The organism is Kurthia sp. ISK08 (assembly GCF_046159805.1).
GTDB classification, from domain to species: domain Bacteria; phylum Bacillota; class Bacilli; order Bacillales_A; family Planococcaceae; genus Kurthia; species Kurthia gibsonii.
This window is the reverse complement of sequence record NZ_JBJXHL010000005.1, coordinates 152,312-170,361: the sequence shown is the minus strand read 5'-3', so window position 1 is coordinate 170,361 and position 18,050 is coordinate 152,312. Positions and strand designations below refer to the sequence as shown.

The window sequence follows — 18,050 nt, the reverse complement described above, 5'->3', positions numbered from 1 at the left end:
AACAAACACCATACCCTTTCAATAGCAACTCTACTTCATTTTTAGACAAATCAGTCTTTCGACGGAAAGCGGAATTTGCTTTCTTTCTAGGAGTGACTTCCTATGTTACAATATTCTCTATGAGTATTAAAATGAAATGCTAATGCATTTTTCAATAAAGGAGCGTATATATAATGGCGACAAAAGCAGAAATTGAGTATCAAATTCTTGAGCTAAAAAGCGACTATATCCGTCAACAAGGTGATATCGAAAAGTTAGAGGCAACTGGCTATCCACAAAAGATTGAACAGGCTGAACAGCGTCTAAAAGATATGGAAACACAACTTGCCCAATTGAACGCAGAATTAGCGAAATTTTAATCATCTGGCAAAAGGTTATTTTGAGAACCTTTTATTTTTAAGCAGGAGGAAACTATTTTTATGGCAATTTTAACAGTCGAAAAGCTCGGTCATTCTTTCGGAGACCGTATCCTTTTCAAAGATGTGTCGTTTCGTATTGTAGAGGGAGAACACGTAGGTCTTGTAGGTGCAAATGGTGTTGGTAAATCAACAATGATGAGCATTCTAACAGGTCAACTCATCCATGATGAAGGTCGCGTAGAATGGTTACCAAACACACATTACGGTTATTTAGATCAACACGCTGTATTGACACCTGGTCGTTCAATGCGTGAAACATTAAGTGATGCGTTCCTTCCACTTTATAAAAAAGAAGAACAATTAAATGAAATTACAGGGAAAATGGCGGAAGCGTCACCTGAAGAATTAGAAGAATTACTTGAAGAAATGGCTGAAATTCAAGATGCACTTGATGCAGGTGATTTCTACACACTCGATATGAAAATCGATGAAGTAGCACGTGGTCTTGGACTAGATGCAATTGGTTTAGATCGTGATGTAACCGCTCTTTCAGGTGGTCAACGTACAAAGCTTTTACTAGCAAAACTATTACTTGAAAAGCCAAAAGTATTATTACTAGATGAGCCGACTAACTATTTAGATGAAGAACATATCACATGGTTGAAAAACTATTTAAAAGACTACCCGCATGCATTCCTTCTGATCTCACATGATGTAGAGTTTATGAATGATGTAGTCGGCGTTATCTTCCACTTAGAATTCTCAAAACTATCTCGCTATACAGCAACATATGAGAAGTTTTTAGAGTTAGCTGAAATTAATAAGCGCCAACATATTGATGCGTATGAAAAGCAACAAGAGTTCATTAAAAAACAAGAGACATTCATCCAAAAAAATAAGGCGCGTTTCTCGACAACGGGTCGTGCGAAATCACGTCAAAAACAATTGGATCGTATGGAGCGAATTGACCGTCCTGAAACAGCGGCGAAACCACAATTCAGCTTTAAAGAATCACGTAGTTCAAGTCGCTATGTAGTAGAAGCAAAAGATTTATTAATTGGTTATGACAAACCACTTCTACCACCGCTTACTTTCGAAATTGAACGCGGTGAAAAGATTGCTTTAGTTGGAATGAACGGTGTTGGTAAATCAACACTTCTAAAAACCATGCTTGGTAAAATTCCTGCACTTGGCGGCGATGTACAACGTGGTGACTTCCTATTCCCTTCTTACTTCGAACAAGAAGTAAAAGGCGGTAATGAAACACCAATCGATGTCATTTGGAATGCGTTCCCTTCATTAGAACAAGCAACTGTTCGTGCATTACTAGCGAAAACAGGCTTAAAGAATGAACATATTTCACGTCCAATGGCTCATTTATCAGGTGGCGAACAAGCAAAAGTACGTCTATGTCGTCTAATGATGGATGAATCGAACTGGATGCTATTCGATGAACCGACTAACCACTTAGACGTGGATGCAAAAGAAGAATTAAAACGTGCAATGAAAGAATATAAAGGCACAATCGTTCTTGTCAGCCATGAACCTGAATTCTACGAAGGTCTTGTAACAAAAGTTTGGGACGTTGCAGAATGGTTCTCTAAAGGACAACAATAATACAAAAAAGAATCACGCCGGTTGGCGTGATTCTTTTTTCGATTTACTCTACACGACTATTTGATGAACTTGTTTTAGCTTTTGATTTGTTAGACTCAACAAATTCCTCACGTGTGTAAACATCGTCTACATGCATGTTGAATTCTACTACATCAAGTCCTGTCATTTGCGAAATATTCGCTTTTACATTTTGATAAGCAGTGCGATAAATTTCTGGCACGCTCAATCCATATTCAACATAGACTGAAACATCAATTGCAACTTGTTTCTCACCAATATCGGCTTGAATACCTGCTGTTAAATTTTCATTGCCTGTTAATGTTTTTTGTAGACCTTGGAATAGATTACCACTCATTCCTAGAATCCCTTTTACATCCGTTGTTGCAAGTGCTGCAATTTTTTTAATTACTTCATCATCATATGTTAGATGACTTTTATGTTGTTCTTCCTGTTCTTTTTTTTCTAATTCTACTTCCTCTGGTGTTTTTTCTGTTGAACGTACATTTTGATTTGACATGAAATCACTCCCATTTTTTATGATCTTCTATTAAATAGTGCATCAATGTAAGATGCAATATCCAAGTCATGGTCTGCCCACTTACCAATGAGATACCCAATAAGTAGAAATACTAAAACCATAACTGCATATCCAAAACCAACTGTTAAAAATAACACACTAAAAATGATTGCTGCAATTAAGCCTACTATACGCCCACGATAGCGTATGAATACTTCTTTATTATTCATGACGCTCCTCCTTATACGACGCGTTGTTTTTTGCTTGTTTTGCCTTCTAAATCAATTACATAAATTTGTACTTCACTTACTTGTACTTCTAACATTCTCTCTAAATCATCTTTCAACCTCTGCTGCATCTCTTTCGCTGTTTGTTGTACGGCACTATTTTTAAAAACTGAAAATGTAACAGTAAGTTTAATTTTTTCAGCTTTTGAAAAAATATCAGCTCCGACTTCAAGTGAACGAATGCCATCAAATTTTTTCGCAATATTATACGCCATGGATTCAATTGACTTTTTAGAGATACTGATTTCACCTAAACTTGTATCAATATTTAAATCTTTTCGTGTACTAGGTGACGACTTAAAACTACTAAAGAATAAAATAAGCGACACCAATGCAAGAAATGATACAAGTGAAATGACTACAATGAAGAAAGAGCCATTCTTTGGGAATTCAAGTACATATGCTACTGAATCATATACTTCTGTCAGCATAAGAATGATGCCAAGTGATAGTAAAAATGTTAATAAAGCATAGATACCAAAAATCCATCTCAAGCCCATATTCATTTTTTAACCTCCAGCCTATAACCAAGGTATTTAAAACTTATTCTTTAAAAATTGACTTACCTAAATTATTTACCCAGCTTATTCTCCATACAAACACTTAAATTGTTTTACAAATAGTTCGAATTTATATTTTTCTTGCTTGATTAACGAACTTTTCCGTTACATTCTCGTCATATATTGTAATAGAAATGAAACAGATTGCATTACGCATTAATACAGTTAACGGTTTCGTAAATAAACCTTACAATTGTGTAATATTTCTATTTAATGCTCGTTTTTTCATCTTTTTGTCACGAAAATGTAATTGACTTATAAATATCTTATTGGTAAGATATAAATATATTAACAAGAGAGAAAGAGGTAATGAACATGACTGTTACAATTTATACACAAACTAGCTGTACATCATCTAAGAAGGCTCTACAATGGTTAGAGGAGAACGAAATTCCATATGTAGAAAAACGTATTACATCCGATCCGTTAACACTTGCTGAATTTAAACAGGTTCTAAGTATGACTGAAGACGGTACAGATGAAATTATTTCAACGAATTCAAAAGACTATAAAAACTTAAATTGCGATATTAATCAGTTATCAATTCAAGAACTTTATAGTATTATTAAAGACCACCCAAAAATGTTGCGTAGCCCGATTTTAATTGACGACAAGCGCCTACAAGTTGGATATAACGAGATGGATATTCGTCGTTTTATTCCGCGTAAAGTACGTGCATATGAATTATTTGAAATGCAACGCTTATCAAATGATTTCTAAATGAATCACGTTGGAGATGAGTTACCCTATGATGAATAATAAAGAAAAAGAGCACAGCATCTCGTCTCTTTTCGAGATTGCTGCAGCTCTTGAAAGAAAATGGGCAAACGAATGGAATAGCCATAATAATATGGGCCTTTCAAAAACCCATATTTTATTACTCGATCTTTTAGAATCGAATGGCCCTGTTCGCCCATCTGATTTAGCTGAAAAGCTACATGTCACGACTGGCGGTGTAACCGTTCTAACTACGAAGCTCATCAACGCAGGTTATATCAAAAAAACAAAGAATGCAGCCGACCGACGCGCTTATCAGATTGAAATTACTGATGAAGGAATCGAGTTGCTCGATAATGCCTATGCGCATATTGAGTTAATGGTTCAGCGTATGTTCGGTATGCTTACAGAAGATGAAGTGGATACACTTCGCAAAATATTCTCTAAACTCTTACTTGGTTAATTGAACACAGTCATGTTCAAAAGCCATCTTTTACATGCCTTCCACATTTTAAGATGTGGGTTTTTACATGTTTAAGATGGCTTTTTTTTATATGTAGAGGAATCGTATATCTGTTTATATACGATTCCAATCTATATGAACTCACAATGACGATTGTGAGATTAGGGGGACAGTTTTATACAATATTTTATATTAATTATGCTGGTAGGATTGCTGTAGCAGTTGTATCATCTTGTAACATCATTTCTTTTAGACGTTGTTTTGCACGGAAAAGACGTGATTTTACTGTACCGATTGATACTTTCATTAATTCTGCAATCTCAACTAATGAGTATTGTTTTACATAGAAGTAAAGTAGTGTATTGCGGTAAATACCGTCTAGTTGATTGATTTTTGCTTGTACTAATTGCGCTACATCTTCTTGCTCAATTAATTCTTCTGTTGTTGGTTCATTGTTGGGAACCAAATCTAAAACAGGTACGTCTAATGTATCAGGTTGGTTCATCATGTATTTGCTACGACGTACATTTTTGCGATAGCGGTCGCGGAATGTATTCATGCAAATTGTTGTTAACCATGCTTTTAAGTGGTCGACTTGTGCAACGTATGATTCATAGCGGACAACTTTCACCCATACTTCCTGCATTAAGTCTTCTGCTTCTGCTTTATTACGTGTTAATTTTAAACATAAATGATATATGTAGCGATTATATTCTTCATAAACTTCTTCAAGTTGAATTGTCATTTTTAAAACCTCCAGATATTGCTTTCTTTGTTATACTCTTATTATCTGTGAAAACAACCTTACGCTCTATCGGTTTTGCTTTCACTTTCATTACAAACGTGTAAGGTTTTTGTGCAATTTATGTAAGAATAAGAACTTACTCCTTGTATAACCAAAAAACGAACCCCCGATTTTACATCAGAGGTTCGTTTATTTTTATAGAATCGATTCGATTTTTAAATTGACTTAAATGCTTTCGCTTGTTCACGAATACCTACTTCAGCAGCAAAGCGTTCGATACTTGATGCTCCGAAGAAGCCACATACGCCTTCTACACGCTCAATAACATACGCTGCGTCTTCAGGTTCTGCAATTGGACCACCATGACAAATAACTAAAATGTCCGGGTTCACACTTCGACCTGCTTGAACAATTTTTTCAATACGCTCAACACAGTCATCTAATGTTAAAGCTGTCTTTGCGCCAATTGCACCTTTTGTTGTAAGTCCCATATGCGCTACTAATATATCTGCTCCTGCTTTTGCCATCGCAGCCGCTTGTTCTTCATTAAATACATAGGGTGTTGTGAGTAAATCTAATTCGTGTGCTTTTTTAATCATCTCAACTTCTAAATCATACCCCATACCTGTCTCTTCTAAATTTTGACGGAAGACGCCATCAATTAGACCTACTGTTGGGAAGTTTTGTACACCTTTGAAGCCTTGATCTTTTAATTGTTTTAAAAATACATCCATTACGCGGAATGGATCTGTACCGTTCACACCTGCTAATACTGGAATGTCTTTAACGACAGGTAACACTTCTTGTCCCATCTCAACAACGATTTGATTCGCGTCACCGTAAGAAAGTAAGCCTGCTAAAGAACCGCGACCCGCCATGCGGTAACGACCTGAATTGTAGACAATTAGCATATCTGCTCCGCCTGCTTCACTACTTTTCGCTGTAATCCCTGTGCCTGCACCTACTCCCAGTAACACATTCCCGTTTGCTAGTTCTTGCTTGAATTGTTCCATAATTTCTTGACGTGATTGTTGATTCATTTGAAACACTCCTTTTATTTTTTCATGATTTGAATTAATTGTTCTGCAGCTTTTTCTGCAAATGCTTGTTCATTAATATGAAGGTTTTCTTCATAGATGGTAACTTGTTGTGGATTGACTCCATGCTTTACTGCCTCAAATAATGTACGATCTTCACAAGGTCCATGGAAATCTTGTCCGACTGCGTCGAGTGCCGAAACTCCCTGTAGCGGAATCATTAAAGTTGTTGGACCTGTTGCAAGATTCAATTTTTCTGCGATGATTTTACCTAACTGCTCATTTTCTTCAATTGTTGTACGCATTAATGTCACCGTTGGATTATGGCGATAAAATTTACGTCCTTCAAATTTCGTTGGCACTTGATCGACTGGTCCAAAGTTCACCATATCAAGCGCGCCTAGAGAAACAACTTGTGGAATCCCCTTTCTACCTGCTGCCTCAAGTCGGTTCGGTCCAGCATTCAGTACACCACCAACGAGTTCGTCTGCCCACTCTGTTGTTGTGAAATCCAATACCCCTTCAATGTAACCATCTTCAATTAATTGTTCCATCGTGCGACCACCGACACCTGTTGCGTGGAAAATTAATACTTCATAGCCACGTTCCTCTAAGTAACTTGTTGCAAATTGTACACATGGTGTTGTAACACCGAACATCGTTGTCGCGACTAATGGTTTTTGTTCTAATTCCACTTTATTTTCAAATTGCAACATACCTGCAATCGCAAAAACAGCATTCGTGAAAATTTTTGTTGAGATGGAATTTAATCCAGCTACGTCGACAATAGAAGGTAGCATCATAATATCGCTTGTACCGACATAAGGCTCTGTATTGCCTGATGCAACGGTTGATACCATCACTTTAGGTACACCGATTGGTAGTTGACGCATACCTGGTGTTGCAATCGATGTGCCACCCGATCCACCAAATGATAAAACACCATCGAATTTTCCTTCTTTAAATAATTGTGGTAAGAGCTTTTCCATTCCATTCGCTAAAACCTCTGTTGCAAATGCGCGGTCATTCTTTTGTTGAACCTTTTCCAATTGTTCTCCTGCATATTCCATCACTGTACAATTGGAGCAATCCGGTGTAAATGTAGGTTCAAAAACACCTGTATGAATCGTATATGTGTTAAAACCCAGTGACTCGATTAACTCTTTGACAAATAAAAATTCTTTTCCCTTTGTATCAAATGTTCCAATTAAAGCAATTGTTTTCATTTGGATATCCCCCTTCGAGATGTAAGCACTTTCATTGTTGTTATCTTGATTATATCGAAAGAAAAAAGACAACTACATGTGTTTATCAATCACAAAGTTGTCTTTATATATTCCTTTGGTGCTATTCCTTTTACTTTTTTAAACATTTTACTAAATTGAGCATAATCCGTATAACCAACCATTTCGGCAATTAAGAATAACGGAAGTTGTGGGTCTTTCATTAAATCAACTGCACGATTCATACGGTATTCGATTAAATATCGCTGAAAGGAGATGCCGACCACTTTTTTAAATTGTTTACTTAAATGTGTGCTACTAATGTTCAATTGCTGTGCCATTCTTTCGAGCGTAATGGGTTGTGCATAGTAGAGTGCAATATACTTCTTCGCTGTATTTACATAGTCATGCGCATGATTAATACCATCAATTACTTTCTGTGTGACATCATCATATTGGAAGTCTTGTAACTGTTTAAAAGAAGTTGTAATTTCCTCTACAATGTATTCGGTTGGAATACGTTCAAATGTAGAGCCGCCAATATAGCCTTGAATTAAGTGGTCTGTCATCATAAACTGCGCGTCGATGGGCTTATTAATAATCCCTCCATAAATCATGCGAATCACATGTGGTTTTTGTTCGATTACACGTTCAAAAATACGCTGTGCCATCTGTTTAGCGCTTTGTAAATTTTGAATTCGCTTTGCGCCGAGATGTCCACCGACCGTTAAACCAAGATGAACACAAATAATATCTGCACCGACAGCCAACATCTCCATCGCTTGCTGTTCATTAAAAACGAACGCGACTGTGAATAACCCCTTCTCATGTGCGTAACGAATCGCTTCAACTTCTTGTTCATAACTCATACCTGCTTCTTCTAAAGCTTCCGCAAACTGCCCATCAATTAAGCCAACACTTGGAAAGTTATTAATTCCTTGAAAGCCTCGTGCCGCTACTTTATCTATATACGCATGTAAATTAATTGTAGGATCGGTTGCTTGAACACCTAAAACGACCGGAATATTCTGCGCTACTTTTTGTAGCTCACGCGTCGCAAATTCCATGACAAGTTCATTGCTATTATCATAGGCTAAAAAACTGCCAAGAGAACCTACACCCATTTGCCGATACTTCCCTGCACTTAGTGCTAATAAAAAGTCAATGCCACCTTTTACTGCACTTTTAGCAACAAGTCCACCACCAACTGCCGCTGCAATAATCGGTTCATGTTGCGCTACTTTTTTCTTTAAATGTGTGACTAAATCACGCATACAATCGCCCCTTATCTTTTCCTCTCTTTTTAGTTTAGTAGATTGTGACGAACTACACCATGCAAAGCCCCTTATTTTTACAATAAAAAAAGAAATCCCGTATAACGAGATTTCTTCATAACTAATCTGGCTTTAATAATTTTGGCTGTCTTTTACCGAATGTCGGTTTTACTTCTGAGAAAATAATAGCTGCTAAAATAAGCGCAGCGCCGATTACCATACGTCCTGTTAATACTTCATGTAAAAATACGACTGAGAAAACCATACCAAAGAATGATTCCATCGATAAAATGATGGCTCCCTGTGTTGCAGACGTATATTTGAAAGCAATGTTTTGGAATAAGTATGCCACGATTGTAGAGAATACAGCGAGATAAACAATCGAGAATAAACCGCCTGTTCCGATACTTTCTATACTTGTTGGGATATCACCTCTTACTAGAACGAATAAAGCACTAATTACTGCTGCTGAAATAAATTGAATAATCGTTAATAAAATAGCATCTTCATTTTGAACAAATTTATTCGTATAAAAAATATCAAACGCGAAAGCAACCGCACATAATAGCGTTAAAATATCGCCAATATTCATTGTGAATGAACTTTGCAATGAGAGTAGCGCAATCCCGATTAATGCTGTAACTGCCCCAATCACTTCGAAACGATCAACTTTACGCTTGTACACTGCATAGGCAATTAACGGAACAACTAATACGTTCACAGCTGTTAAAAAAGCATTTTTAGATGGTGTTGTATATTCAAGACCCACTGTTTGTAACACGAAACCTGTATAAAGAATAGCGCCTAAAATCGCTCCCTTCCAAATGACACGTTTCGTTATTTTTTTAAATTTATAACCAAATAAAATAATTAGTAGAATGGCGGCTAATATGAATCGCCCAGCCATTAATTGATAGGCGTTGAGGTAATCCAAACCGATATCTGTGACAACAAATCCACTGCCCCAAACAACTGCTGTTACCATCAACATAAGTACACCTATATGTTGTTTCATTTGTTCTCCTCCTTTTAGCTTTTGTAAGCATATCATGTAAATAGAACAAAATGTTTCATGTATTTTCTAAAAAAATTAAATTATTTTTGTATTTTTTACAAATCTAAATGTTTTTTTAACAGATATAACTTAATTGCAACAGATAATTGCTCAAAAAACTGCATTTCATTTACTTCTGGCGATAAAATCGTCTTCATCTTTGTAATACGATAACGAATCGTATTCGGGTGGCAATAGTGTAACTCCGCAACAGCTTTAATATTCCCTTCTTGTAAAACATATGAGATGGCTGTTTCTAAAAAGTGATCCCACTCCTCTAACGGTTCAATCCATTCATCTATATATTTTTTGACGAAAGAAGGTTGTTTTTTCATTAATTCAATTAATAATTTCTCTGTTTTCAATGTATCGTATGAAAAAATTGCTTGGTTATAAAGATTCGCAAAAATATTAGCGTAACACGCTTCTTGTAATGCTTTTGCTAAATTTTGCTCTGTTTCATGAACATTACTCATACCAATTTGGATTGGTGCTAATTCCTTTTTACAAATTTGTAAAATCTCCATCATCCGTTCATGAAAAGGCGCTGATGAACTATGATTCGTCATGACCATAATCATTTGCTGTTTATAACGGGTAATTAATCCTGTACGTAAAAAAGGTTCTAAACGAAATAAATTATATGAAGCAATGTGCGGACTTGAAATACTCACTACATATGCATATGTCTCAAAAGGTCGGTTCAATTGGCGCATAAGTGTAGATTGTGTTTCGCGGTCTAAATCATCTTCAATTAAACGAGCAACCGTTGTCTCTAAAAATTCGACTTGTGAAGCACGTGTACGATAATTCATCGCCTGAAAAATAATATCTTCAAAAAACTCATCCCCGCCGAATTTTAAAACAGGAATCTCTTTTTCCACTGCTAATTCTAAAACTTCAGATGGTAAATCTTTATAAATCACTGGCTTATAAGCGAATGCACTAATATGTAGGTCCGCAAATCGTTCTACCATATCCATCAGTAGTTCCGGTTCATGTTGTGCAAATAGCAAACTTGTTAACACAAGACTATTTTCTGTGAACATCTTTTCACGCGTTCCTTCAAACCCCTTAATAAACTCAAAGTCTAAAATTTCAACGTTTTTCATCTTTTTGTGTAGAAAATCTTCCCCTGCTACAACCTCAAAATCCTTTGTAATCGGTAATTCTAAAAAATTCTGAACGGTCATGACCATTTCTTCCACCCCCAACTAACTTTTCCCTTTTTTATTATACTTTTTAACTTAAACAGTATTCCAATTATATCTATGAACGTTCAAAATATTCCGTCTATCGAAACATATGCTATACTAGAGCTAATTACGTTAGAAATGAGGGATTTTAAATGGATCAATTACAACAAGTCGATCAATATTTTACAAATCATCGTGAAAAGCATTTAGAAGAAATGAAAGAATTTTTAGCCATTCCAAGTATTAGTTCACTTTCTGAGCATAAGCCAGATATGCAAACAGCTGCTGATTATTTAGCAAACTTGCTTGAAAAAGCAGGTATGGAAAATGTACAAGTACAACCAACACCAGGACATCCTGTTGTAACTGCTGAATGGTTACACGCTGAAGGTCGTCCAACCGTTCTTGTTTACGGTCACTATGACGTACAACCTGTTGACCCAATTGAACTATGGGATACAGAACCATTTAAACCTGAAATTCGTGACAACAAGATATATGCACGTGGTTCAAGTGATGATAAAGGTCAAGTATTCATGCATGTCAAAGTACTTGAAGCTTTATTACAAACAGAAGGAAAATTACCTGTTAATGTGAAAGTCATCTTCGAAGGTGAAGAAGAAATCGGTAGCGTTCATTTAGATCAATTCATCGCTGACCATAAAGAAGAATTAGCAACAGATGTTGTATTAATTTCAGATACAGCACTATACGGTCCTGGTAAACCAGCTGTATGTTATGCACTTCGTGGTTTAGCAGGTATCGAAATTACAGTAAAAGGTTCAAAACGCGACTTACACTCTGGTGTTTATGGTGGCGGTGTACAAAACCCAATCCATGCATTAGCTGATTTATTATCTTCATTCCATGATGAGCATGGTACGATTTCTGTAGAAGGTTTCTACGATTCTGTTCGTCCATTAACAGATGAAGAACGCGCAACTTATGCAGAACTAGACTTCTCTGAAGAAGATATTAAAGAAGAAACAGGCGTAAAAGAATTATTCGGTGAGGAAGGCTTCTCCTATTTAGAACAAACTTCTGCACGTCCAACACTTGAAGTAAACGGTGTATTCGGTGGCTTCTCAGGTGAAGGAATTAAGACAGTTCTTCCTGCTCAAGCTGGCGCAAAAATTACATGTCGTCTTGTTCCAGACCAAGATCCAGACGAAATCGTTCGTCTTCTTCGTAAACATATTGAAGCGAACAAACCTGCTGGTGTAGACGTTGAAGTAGCTGAATTTGATAAAGGTAAACCGTTCATCACACCGATGGATCACCCACTCATTCAAGCAGCTGGTCGTTCATATGAAACGCAATATGACGCAAAAACAGCTTATGTACGTGAAGGTGGTTCGATTCCAATCGTCTCAACATTTGATGAAATTTTAGGCGCACCTGTTGTTATGATGGGCTTCGCACTATCAACAGAAAACATTCACGCACCTAACGAACACTTCCACTTAGAAAACTTTGATAAAGGTCTACGTGTCGTAAGTGATTACTTCCACGAAATCAAAGATTACAAAAAATAAATAAAAAAAGAAACAGCTCGATTCTAACGGGCTGTTTCTTTTTTATCATTATAAACATGTATCAATCGCAATATGGATTGTAATCGTACCATCTGCTTCGTATTTTTCAAAGTCGTATGTATAAGCACGATTAATGACGCCATCATCTTCTTCTTGCCAAATCTTTTGCCATGTTTTGAATACACCCATCGGATCATGATGATCCACTACATAGCTTTTATAGGCTGTATTGACATCAATATTCAAGTCACCAATTTGGCTTTCGCGATATACACCTACTGTATAATCACCTTTATAATTACTCTCATATTGACTATATACACCATAAAGAACAGTGCCATCTAGCTTGTAAGGTGTAGCCTCATTCCATAATTGGTCGAACTTCATCGCCATATCCGGATCATGGAAATTATTCGTACGAATCTCGCAAATTGACTTCAATTGAATCATCCTTCTCATCTCCTTATTTTTATACTATACGAACAAATGTTCTTTTACAAGTAGAAAACGAGTATATAGATATAAAAAAAGGAAGCTATTTCCTCCATAGACGTTGTATCTTCCTACTTATACATTCGGAAAATATTCGTTCTACTTTAGAAATAACTTCAAATTCACAAGATTTTTATTAAAAGAATGTCACAAATTCCTCAATAGATTTTTTTGGTTTTTCAGCAGGAATTGTATCAAAGTAACCAAATTGCAACATCGCAATCGGTCTTTCGCCTGCTTCTACACCTAATTTATTCAAGAACTCCGGTTTCTCTAACCAACCTGGTGTTTTCCAGCAACAACCAATTCCTTCATCCCACGCAAGCAATTGAATGTTTTGAATAAAGCTACTTGCTGCCGCAAAATCCTCTAGGCGTTCTTTTTGACGCAAATCTTCTGGCATGATGACAAAAGCGACAGCACCTGGTGTTGTAAACTTCACCATCTTTTTCGCTAGTTCTTCTACAGATAGTTCTTCCCAGTTTGGTACAACAACATCACGAATAACCGTATTTAATCGTTGTAATCCATCTTCTGTAGCTAATACAATACGCCACGGTTGACGGTTACCATGGTTTGGAGCCCATTTAGCATCATCAAAAATGGTTAATAGTGCTTCTTTTGAAACAGGTTTACCATTGAATAATTTAATTGAACGACGATTACGAATAACTTCTTTAACAGTAAGAATAATGTCCAACTCCTTCACTTTCATGTAATTTAACTGTATCATATGCTGAAAAAAATAAGAAGTTGCATATGATAACCATTATGTAAAATCGTTGTAAATTAGAAAAGCAGCTAGGTTCAAATATAATATTCCCCCTAGCTACCCTACTATTTATTGTTTCTTAAATAACTTTCCTGGCCAGTAAGCGTAACGTCCCATAACTGTTGTTAGTGCTGGTACAAGTAATGGACGGATAATGAATGTATCCATTAGAATACCGATAGCTGTTACAATACCAAACTGTACAAGTACTTGAATTGGTAATGTACCTAATACTGCGAACGTACCAGCTAAGATTAAACCTGCTGATGTAATAACGCTTCCTGTATGAATAACACCTTCTTGGATGGCCAACTTATGTGGTTTACCCTCTTTACGATTCTTCCAAATTTCAGAAATCATGAAGATATTATAGTCTTCCCCGAGTGCTACTAAGAATACGAATGCATATAACGGAATTGAACCAGAGATTGCATCGAAACCTAAAACATAGTGTAGAACAATCCAACCTGCACCAAGCGCTGCAACGAATGATAATACAACGGTTCCGACAAGGTAGATTGTTGCTGTAATCGAACGAAGATATACAAGTAATAGTAATGCGATTAATGCAATCATCGTTGGTAGAATCACAGATTCATCGCGAGAGATTGTTTCTTTCTCATCATATTGTGAAGCTGTTTCGCCGCCTACCCATACTTTACCGTCTTCTACTTTTGCATCTTTTAAGAAACCTTCTGTTGCTTTTGTAATCTTCGGTACAGTTTCTAGAGCTTCTGCTGAGTAAGGATTATCTTTTAAACTTACCTCATATAATTGAATGTTTTTATCTTTTTCACTTTGTTGTGGTGCTGCTACTTCACCAACGTAACTTAATTTTTCAAGATCCTCTTTTAAGTTAACGTCTTTGCCTTTTGTATCGACAACGACTTTCATTGGTGCAAGTTCACCAGCTGAGAAGTTATCCTCAATTAATTTAAAGCCTTCACGTGAGTTTGTATCATCTGGGAATGATGATAGTAAATCGAACGTATAGTTAATCTTTGGTGTGAATGCTGCAAGACCACCTAAGAATACAACTGTGATAATAATGATTGCCCATGGTTTACCTGTAACAAGATGCGCAACCTTCTTACCGATACGGTGTTGTGGTGCATGTTGCTTTGGTGCTTTGCCTTTTTTCGCTGCTACTTCCTGCGCCATTTTCTCTGTACGCGGAATGAATGGGAAGAATGCCACACGACCAATGATTACTAAGATGGCTGGTAGTACAACTAGTGCTGTAATTCCCATGATTAGAACGCCAAAACTAAATGGTACAGCGAATCGATGGAATGAACCATAGTGTGCTAAACCTAATGTTGCAAGACCGATTACAACTGTTAAAGCACTCATCATAATCGCGCCGCCCGATTCCTTCATCGAAATCTTCATCGCTTCAAAACGATTTTCTACTTTTAATAATACTTCACGATATTTTGAAATCAGGAATAAACAGTAATCGGTTCCTGCCCCGAATAATAGAACGGTCATGATGGACACTGCTTGATCGTCCTTATCAATCCATCCCTGCTCCGCCATCAGTCCAAGTAATGGTGAAATCACACCATATGCTAGACCTACTGCAATTAATGGAATAATCGCTAATAATGGGGAACGATAAATTAAAATTAATAATACTAATACAAGTAATACAGTTGCTGCTAATAATTTAAAGTCTGCATTTTTGAATAGACCTGTTGCGTCAATAGCAATTCCAACAGGACCTGAGTAACGAAGGTTTAGTTCGTCTTTATTGTCATAACTACCTGTTGTTTTAACATCTAAATCTTTTACTTGCTTTTTAATGTCATCTAAACCAACTTGTAATTGCTCCGTTGTTGATTTTTGATCAAAGAATACAGGTGTAACAAGTGTAGACCCATTCTCTGAAGCTGATTTCATTAAAGCTTGTGGTGGTAATTTACCAAATGGAGGAATTGTTGCCTGATGAGGTACAGGGTTGCTCTCCAAATCTTTATATAATTTTTGAATTTTTGCGTAATCCTCTTGATTTAAACCACCCTCGCGGTGCCAAACAAGTAATAATGGAATACCTGAATCATTTGGAAATTGTTCTTTAATAACTTTTTCCGCTTCTTTTGAAGCTGCGTTTGAAGGTAAATTTTCTGCGTTGTTGCTTTCTACGCTATTAATTTGGGGAAGTGTAAATGATAATACCGCTACGAGTAGAACCCAAAAAGCTAATGTAATCCAGCGTCCTTTTTTACCTGCTACTAACGCGCCCCATTGTTCTAATGGATGCTTTCGCATATTTTCTCACTCCTTTTTTATTCTCTCTCATTATATATACTCGAGAGTTAATTAATCAAATAAAATTTTAAAATATGATATAATAACCTCTAAATTCTATTAGAAAGTGAGGGCTTCACTATGTCAGTTTCACCTAAAAATTTAGGTCGCCCTAAGCAAGAAGATCGTGTAATCCCTACAAAAACGCATATTTTAAATACGGCAATCCAACTTTTTTTACAATATAGTTATAAAAATACATCAATGGATGAAGTAGCACTCAAATGTAATATTACAAAAGCGACAGTTTACTATTATTTCAAAACAAAAGCTGAATTATTTACAGCTTCTGTTGAATCTTTAATGACGACGGTACGTCAAAGTTCAGTAAAGATTCTATCTCAACATATACCCTTTCAAGAGCGACTTGAACAACTAATTATTGTTTTTACACGCGCAACTGTCGATATCGATATTCACACATTTATTCGCGAAGCATCATCTAGCCTATCAGAAGACCAATTAAAAAGAATTCAAGCCTCTGAAGATGCCATGCATGACGCAATTGAAGCTTGTTTTGCAAAAGAAGTAGAAAATGGTGTTCTCCCGAATAAGAGTACGAAGTTTATGGCACATTTATTTTTATCATTGCTTAATTTAAGCAAGTTTACCGATTCAAATGGGCAAGGTTTTTTCAACTCTCTTGAGGAAACTGCACATGAAATTACAACATTTTTCTGGAATGGCGTTCATAGTAGCAAATAATTGAAAAAAATTCCTTTATTTTTTTCATGAAATCATTTTTTTTAATTAATTTTTGATACAATACAAGTAACAACTAAATTGTACGGAATAATTTTTTAGGAAAGGATGTTATGAAGTGGTTCAGCATGCAGAGAATGAAATCTTAGACACAATTAAATTATGTGACGCAAAAGGAAATTTAAATCCTGCTGCGATTGGTTATGCACGAAAACCTTTAATTCAAAGTAATTTAAAGGGCCACTTCATGCGTAAGAAAAAGTGGAATTATTGGTGTGTGTACGGGGATGATTTAATGTTCTCAGCAGCTATTAGTCACCTTGATTATGCAACCGTTTGCTTTGTTTATGTATTAGATTATGAAACGCAACGTTTTTTCGAAAAAACAATTACGATGTCACCACTCGGTAAAAAACCAAAGATGTCTGAACACGTACTCGATACAACGATTTGCAATCATAGTGAAATGAAAATTCAGTTTCTCTATGATGGCTATCAAGAAACACAAGTAACCGTTACAATTCCTGATTTTGATGGTGAGCTACTGCATGCTGATTTGACCATTCACCATTTAGAGGAAGATGAATCACTCAATGTTGTCATTCCTTGGAATCGCCAAACATTCCAATTCACCGCAAAACATCATACATTACCAACAGAAGGTTATGTGAAAATTGGTGATCGTCGCTATGCGTTCGATTGTCGCGATTCTTATGCTGTACTCGACTACGGTCGCGGTGTATGGCCTAGAGAATCTACTTGGAACTGGGCGATGGCATCACAGCGCTGTCGTAATCATCGTGTTGGGCTAAACTTTGGTGGACAATGGACAGATGGCACAGGTATGACAGAGAATGCTTTTTTCTTTGACGGAAAAATGACTAAAATACATGAAGATGTCATTTTCAAATATGATGAGCAAGACTTGATGAAGCCGTGGACGATTCAAACCAAGTTTTCAAATGACGTACGCTTAACGTTCAAACCGTTTTTTGAACGTGTTGCAAAATCCGATGCCAAACTTGTCCAATCAACTGTCCACCAACTATTCGGATACTTTGAAGGCTTCGTTAAGTTTGAAAATGGACAAATTCTTCCGATTCGACAAATGCTCGGTGCTTCAGAAGTGCATAAAGCGAAATGGTAATATATATGAAGAGCCACACTGAATTTTAAAAACAGTGTGACTC

Annotated in this window: 19 protein-coding genes; 7 read left to right on the top strand and 12 right to left on the bottom strand. The window is 36.4% G+C overall.

Annotation, left to right across the window (positions count from 1 at the left end; genetic code table 11):
- Positions 1 to 173: 173 nt before the first annotated feature.
- Both ACKVQX_RS10920 and ACKVQX_RS10915 read left to right on the top strand, forming a co-directional pair.
- Positions 174 to 359, top strand: coding sequence for an SE1832 family protein (locus ACKVQX_RS10920; protein WP_068456161.1), 186 nt, complete (start codon positions 174 to 176; stop codon positions 357 to 359).
- A gap of 60 nt (positions 360 to 419) precedes the next feature.
- On the top strand, positions 420 to 1,976 hold the full coding sequence (locus ACKVQX_RS10915; RefSeq protein WP_068456164.1) for an ABC-F family ATP-binding cassette domain-containing protein: 1,557 nt from the start codon (positions 420 to 422) through the stop codon (positions 1,974 to 1,976).
- A 43-nt stretch (positions 1,977 to 2,019) separates the two neighbouring features.
- Here the strand turns inward: ACKVQX_RS10915 and ACKVQX_RS10910 are convergent, their stop codons facing one another.
- The 3 genes from ACKVQX_RS10910 to amaP are packed head-to-tail and all read right to left on the bottom strand — an operon-like array spanning position 2,020 to position 3,286.
- Positions 2,020 to 2,493: an Asp23/Gls24 family envelope stress response protein gene (locus ACKVQX_RS10910; protein ID WP_068456169.1), complete on the bottom strand. Its 474-nt coding sequence runs from the start codon at positions 2,491 to 2,493 to the stop codon at positions 2,020 to 2,022.
- A 17-nt stretch (positions 2,494 to 2,510) separates the two neighbouring features.
- Positions 2,511 to 2,723: a DUF2273 domain-containing protein gene (locus ACKVQX_RS10905; protein WP_068456172.1), complete on the bottom strand. Its 213-nt coding sequence runs from the start codon at positions 2,721 to 2,723 to the stop codon at positions 2,511 to 2,513.
- A gap of 11 nt (positions 2,724 to 2,734) precedes the next feature.
- Entirely contained in the window at positions 2,735 to 3,286 is a 552-nt protein-coding gene (gene amaP / locus ACKVQX_RS10900; protein ID WP_087680885.1) for an alkaline shock response membrane anchor protein AmaP, read from the bottom strand.
- Positions 3,287 to 3,655: 369 nt separating this feature from the next.
- Between amaP and spx the strand changes: the two genes are divergently transcribed.
- Together spx and ACKVQX_RS10890 are read left to right on the top strand one after the other, a co-directional pair.
- Positions 3,656 to 4,060, top strand: coding sequence for a transcriptional regulator Spx (gene spx, locus ACKVQX_RS10895; protein ID WP_068456177.1), 405 nt, complete (start codon positions 3,656 to 3,658; stop codon positions 4,058 to 4,060).
- A 31-nt stretch (positions 4,061 to 4,091) separates the two neighbouring features.
- The gene (locus tag ACKVQX_RS10890; protein WP_068457568.1) at positions 4,092 to 4,520 is read left to right on the top strand and encodes a MarR family winged helix-turn-helix transcriptional regulator; all 429 of its coding nucleotides are present in this window, start codon (positions 4,092 to 4,094) and stop codon (positions 4,518 to 4,520) included.
- Positions 4,521 to 4,716: 196 nt separating this feature from the next.
- On the opposite strand, the gene ACKVQX_RS10885 is transcribed toward ACKVQX_RS10890, so the two are convergent.
- The 6 genes from ACKVQX_RS10885 to ACKVQX_RS10860 all read right to left on the bottom strand — a co-directional run bounded on the left by ACKVQX_RS10885 (position 4,717) and on the right by ACKVQX_RS10860 (position 11,046).
- Positions 4,717 to 5,265, bottom strand: a complete 549-nt coding sequence (locus tag ACKVQX_RS10885; RefSeq protein WP_068456179.1) for an RNA polymerase sigma factor — start codon at positions 5,263 to 5,265, stop codon at positions 4,717 to 4,719.
- A gap of 215 nt (positions 5,266 to 5,480) precedes the next feature.
- Positions 5,481 to 6,305: a phosphoenolpyruvate hydrolase family protein gene (locus tag ACKVQX_RS10880; RefSeq protein WP_121176413.1), complete on the bottom strand. Its 825-nt coding sequence runs from the start codon at positions 6,303 to 6,305 to the stop codon at positions 5,481 to 5,483.
- 14 nt (positions 6,306 to 6,319) lie between these two features.
- A complete protein-coding gene (locus ACKVQX_RS10875; protein WP_409136309.1) occupies positions 6,320 to 7,528 on the bottom strand; it encodes a Tm-1-like ATP-binding domain-containing protein in 1,209 nt (402 codons plus the stop codon).
- An 89-nt stretch (positions 7,529 to 7,617) separates the two neighbouring features.
- Positions 7,618 to 8,799, bottom strand: coding sequence for a phosphoenolpyruvate hydrolase family protein (locus ACKVQX_RS10870; protein ID WP_409136308.1), 1,182 nt, complete (start codon positions 8,797 to 8,799; stop codon positions 7,618 to 7,620).
- Positions 8,800 to 8,920: 121 nt separating this feature from the next.
- Complete coding sequence (locus tag ACKVQX_RS10865) at positions 8,921 to 9,814, bottom strand: DMT family transporter (protein WP_087680889.1); 894 nt, start codon at positions 9,812 to 9,814, stop codon at positions 8,921 to 8,923.
- 95 nt (positions 9,815 to 9,909) lie between these two features.
- Entirely contained in the window at positions 9,910 to 11,046 is a 1,137-nt protein-coding gene (locus ACKVQX_RS10860) for a PucR family transcriptional regulator (RefSeq protein ID WP_409136307.1), read from the bottom strand.
- 155 nt (positions 11,047 to 11,201) lie between these two features.
- On the opposite strand from ACKVQX_RS10860, the gene ACKVQX_RS10855 reads away from it, so the two are divergent.
- Positions 11,202 to 12,584 (top strand): dipeptidase, encoded by a 1,383-nt coding sequence (locus ACKVQX_RS10855; RefSeq protein WP_068456196.1) that lies wholly within the window; start codon positions 11,202 to 11,204, stop codon positions 12,582 to 12,584.
- A 48-nt stretch (positions 12,585 to 12,632) separates the two neighbouring features.
- Here ACKVQX_RS10855 and ACKVQX_RS10850 read toward each other — a convergent pair whose 3' ends face one another.
- The 3 genes from ACKVQX_RS10850 to ACKVQX_RS10840 all read right to left on the bottom strand — a co-directional run bounded on the left by ACKVQX_RS10850 (position 12,633) and on the right by ACKVQX_RS10840 (position 16,119).
- Positions 12,633 to 13,034: a hypothetical protein gene (locus tag ACKVQX_RS10850; protein WP_068456199.1), complete on the bottom strand. Its 402-nt coding sequence runs from the start codon at positions 13,032 to 13,034 to the stop codon at positions 12,633 to 12,635.
- Between the two features lie 178 nt (positions 13,035 to 13,212).
- Positions 13,213 to 13,770 carry a nitroreductase gene (locus ACKVQX_RS10845; protein ID WP_240626038.1) on the bottom strand — a complete coding sequence of 186 codons (558 nt, stop codon included), beginning with the start codon at positions 13,768 to 13,770 and terminating at the stop codon, positions 13,213 to 13,215.
- Between the two features lie 147 nt (positions 13,771 to 13,917).
- Positions 13,918 to 16,119, bottom strand: a complete 2,202-nt coding sequence (locus tag ACKVQX_RS10840) for an MMPL family transporter (RefSeq protein ID WP_087680892.1) — start codon at positions 16,117 to 16,119, stop codon at positions 13,918 to 13,920.
- A 120-nt stretch (positions 16,120 to 16,239) separates the two neighbouring features.
- Between ACKVQX_RS10840 and ACKVQX_RS10835 the strand changes: the two genes are divergently transcribed.
- Together ACKVQX_RS10835 and ACKVQX_RS10830 are read left to right on the top strand one after the other, a co-directional pair.
- Complete coding sequence (locus tag ACKVQX_RS10835) at positions 16,240 to 16,863, top strand: TetR/AcrR family transcriptional regulator (RefSeq protein WP_325921937.1); 624 nt, start codon at positions 16,240 to 16,242, stop codon at positions 16,861 to 16,863.
- A 115-nt stretch (positions 16,864 to 16,978) separates the two neighbouring features.
- Positions 16,979 to 18,007 carry a DUF2804 domain-containing protein gene (locus ACKVQX_RS10830; RefSeq protein WP_087680894.1) on the top strand — a complete coding sequence of 343 codons (1,029 nt, stop codon included), beginning with the start codon at positions 16,979 to 16,981 and terminating at the stop codon, positions 18,005 to 18,007.
- The last annotated feature ends 43 nt before the right edge of the window (positions 18,008 to 18,050 follow it).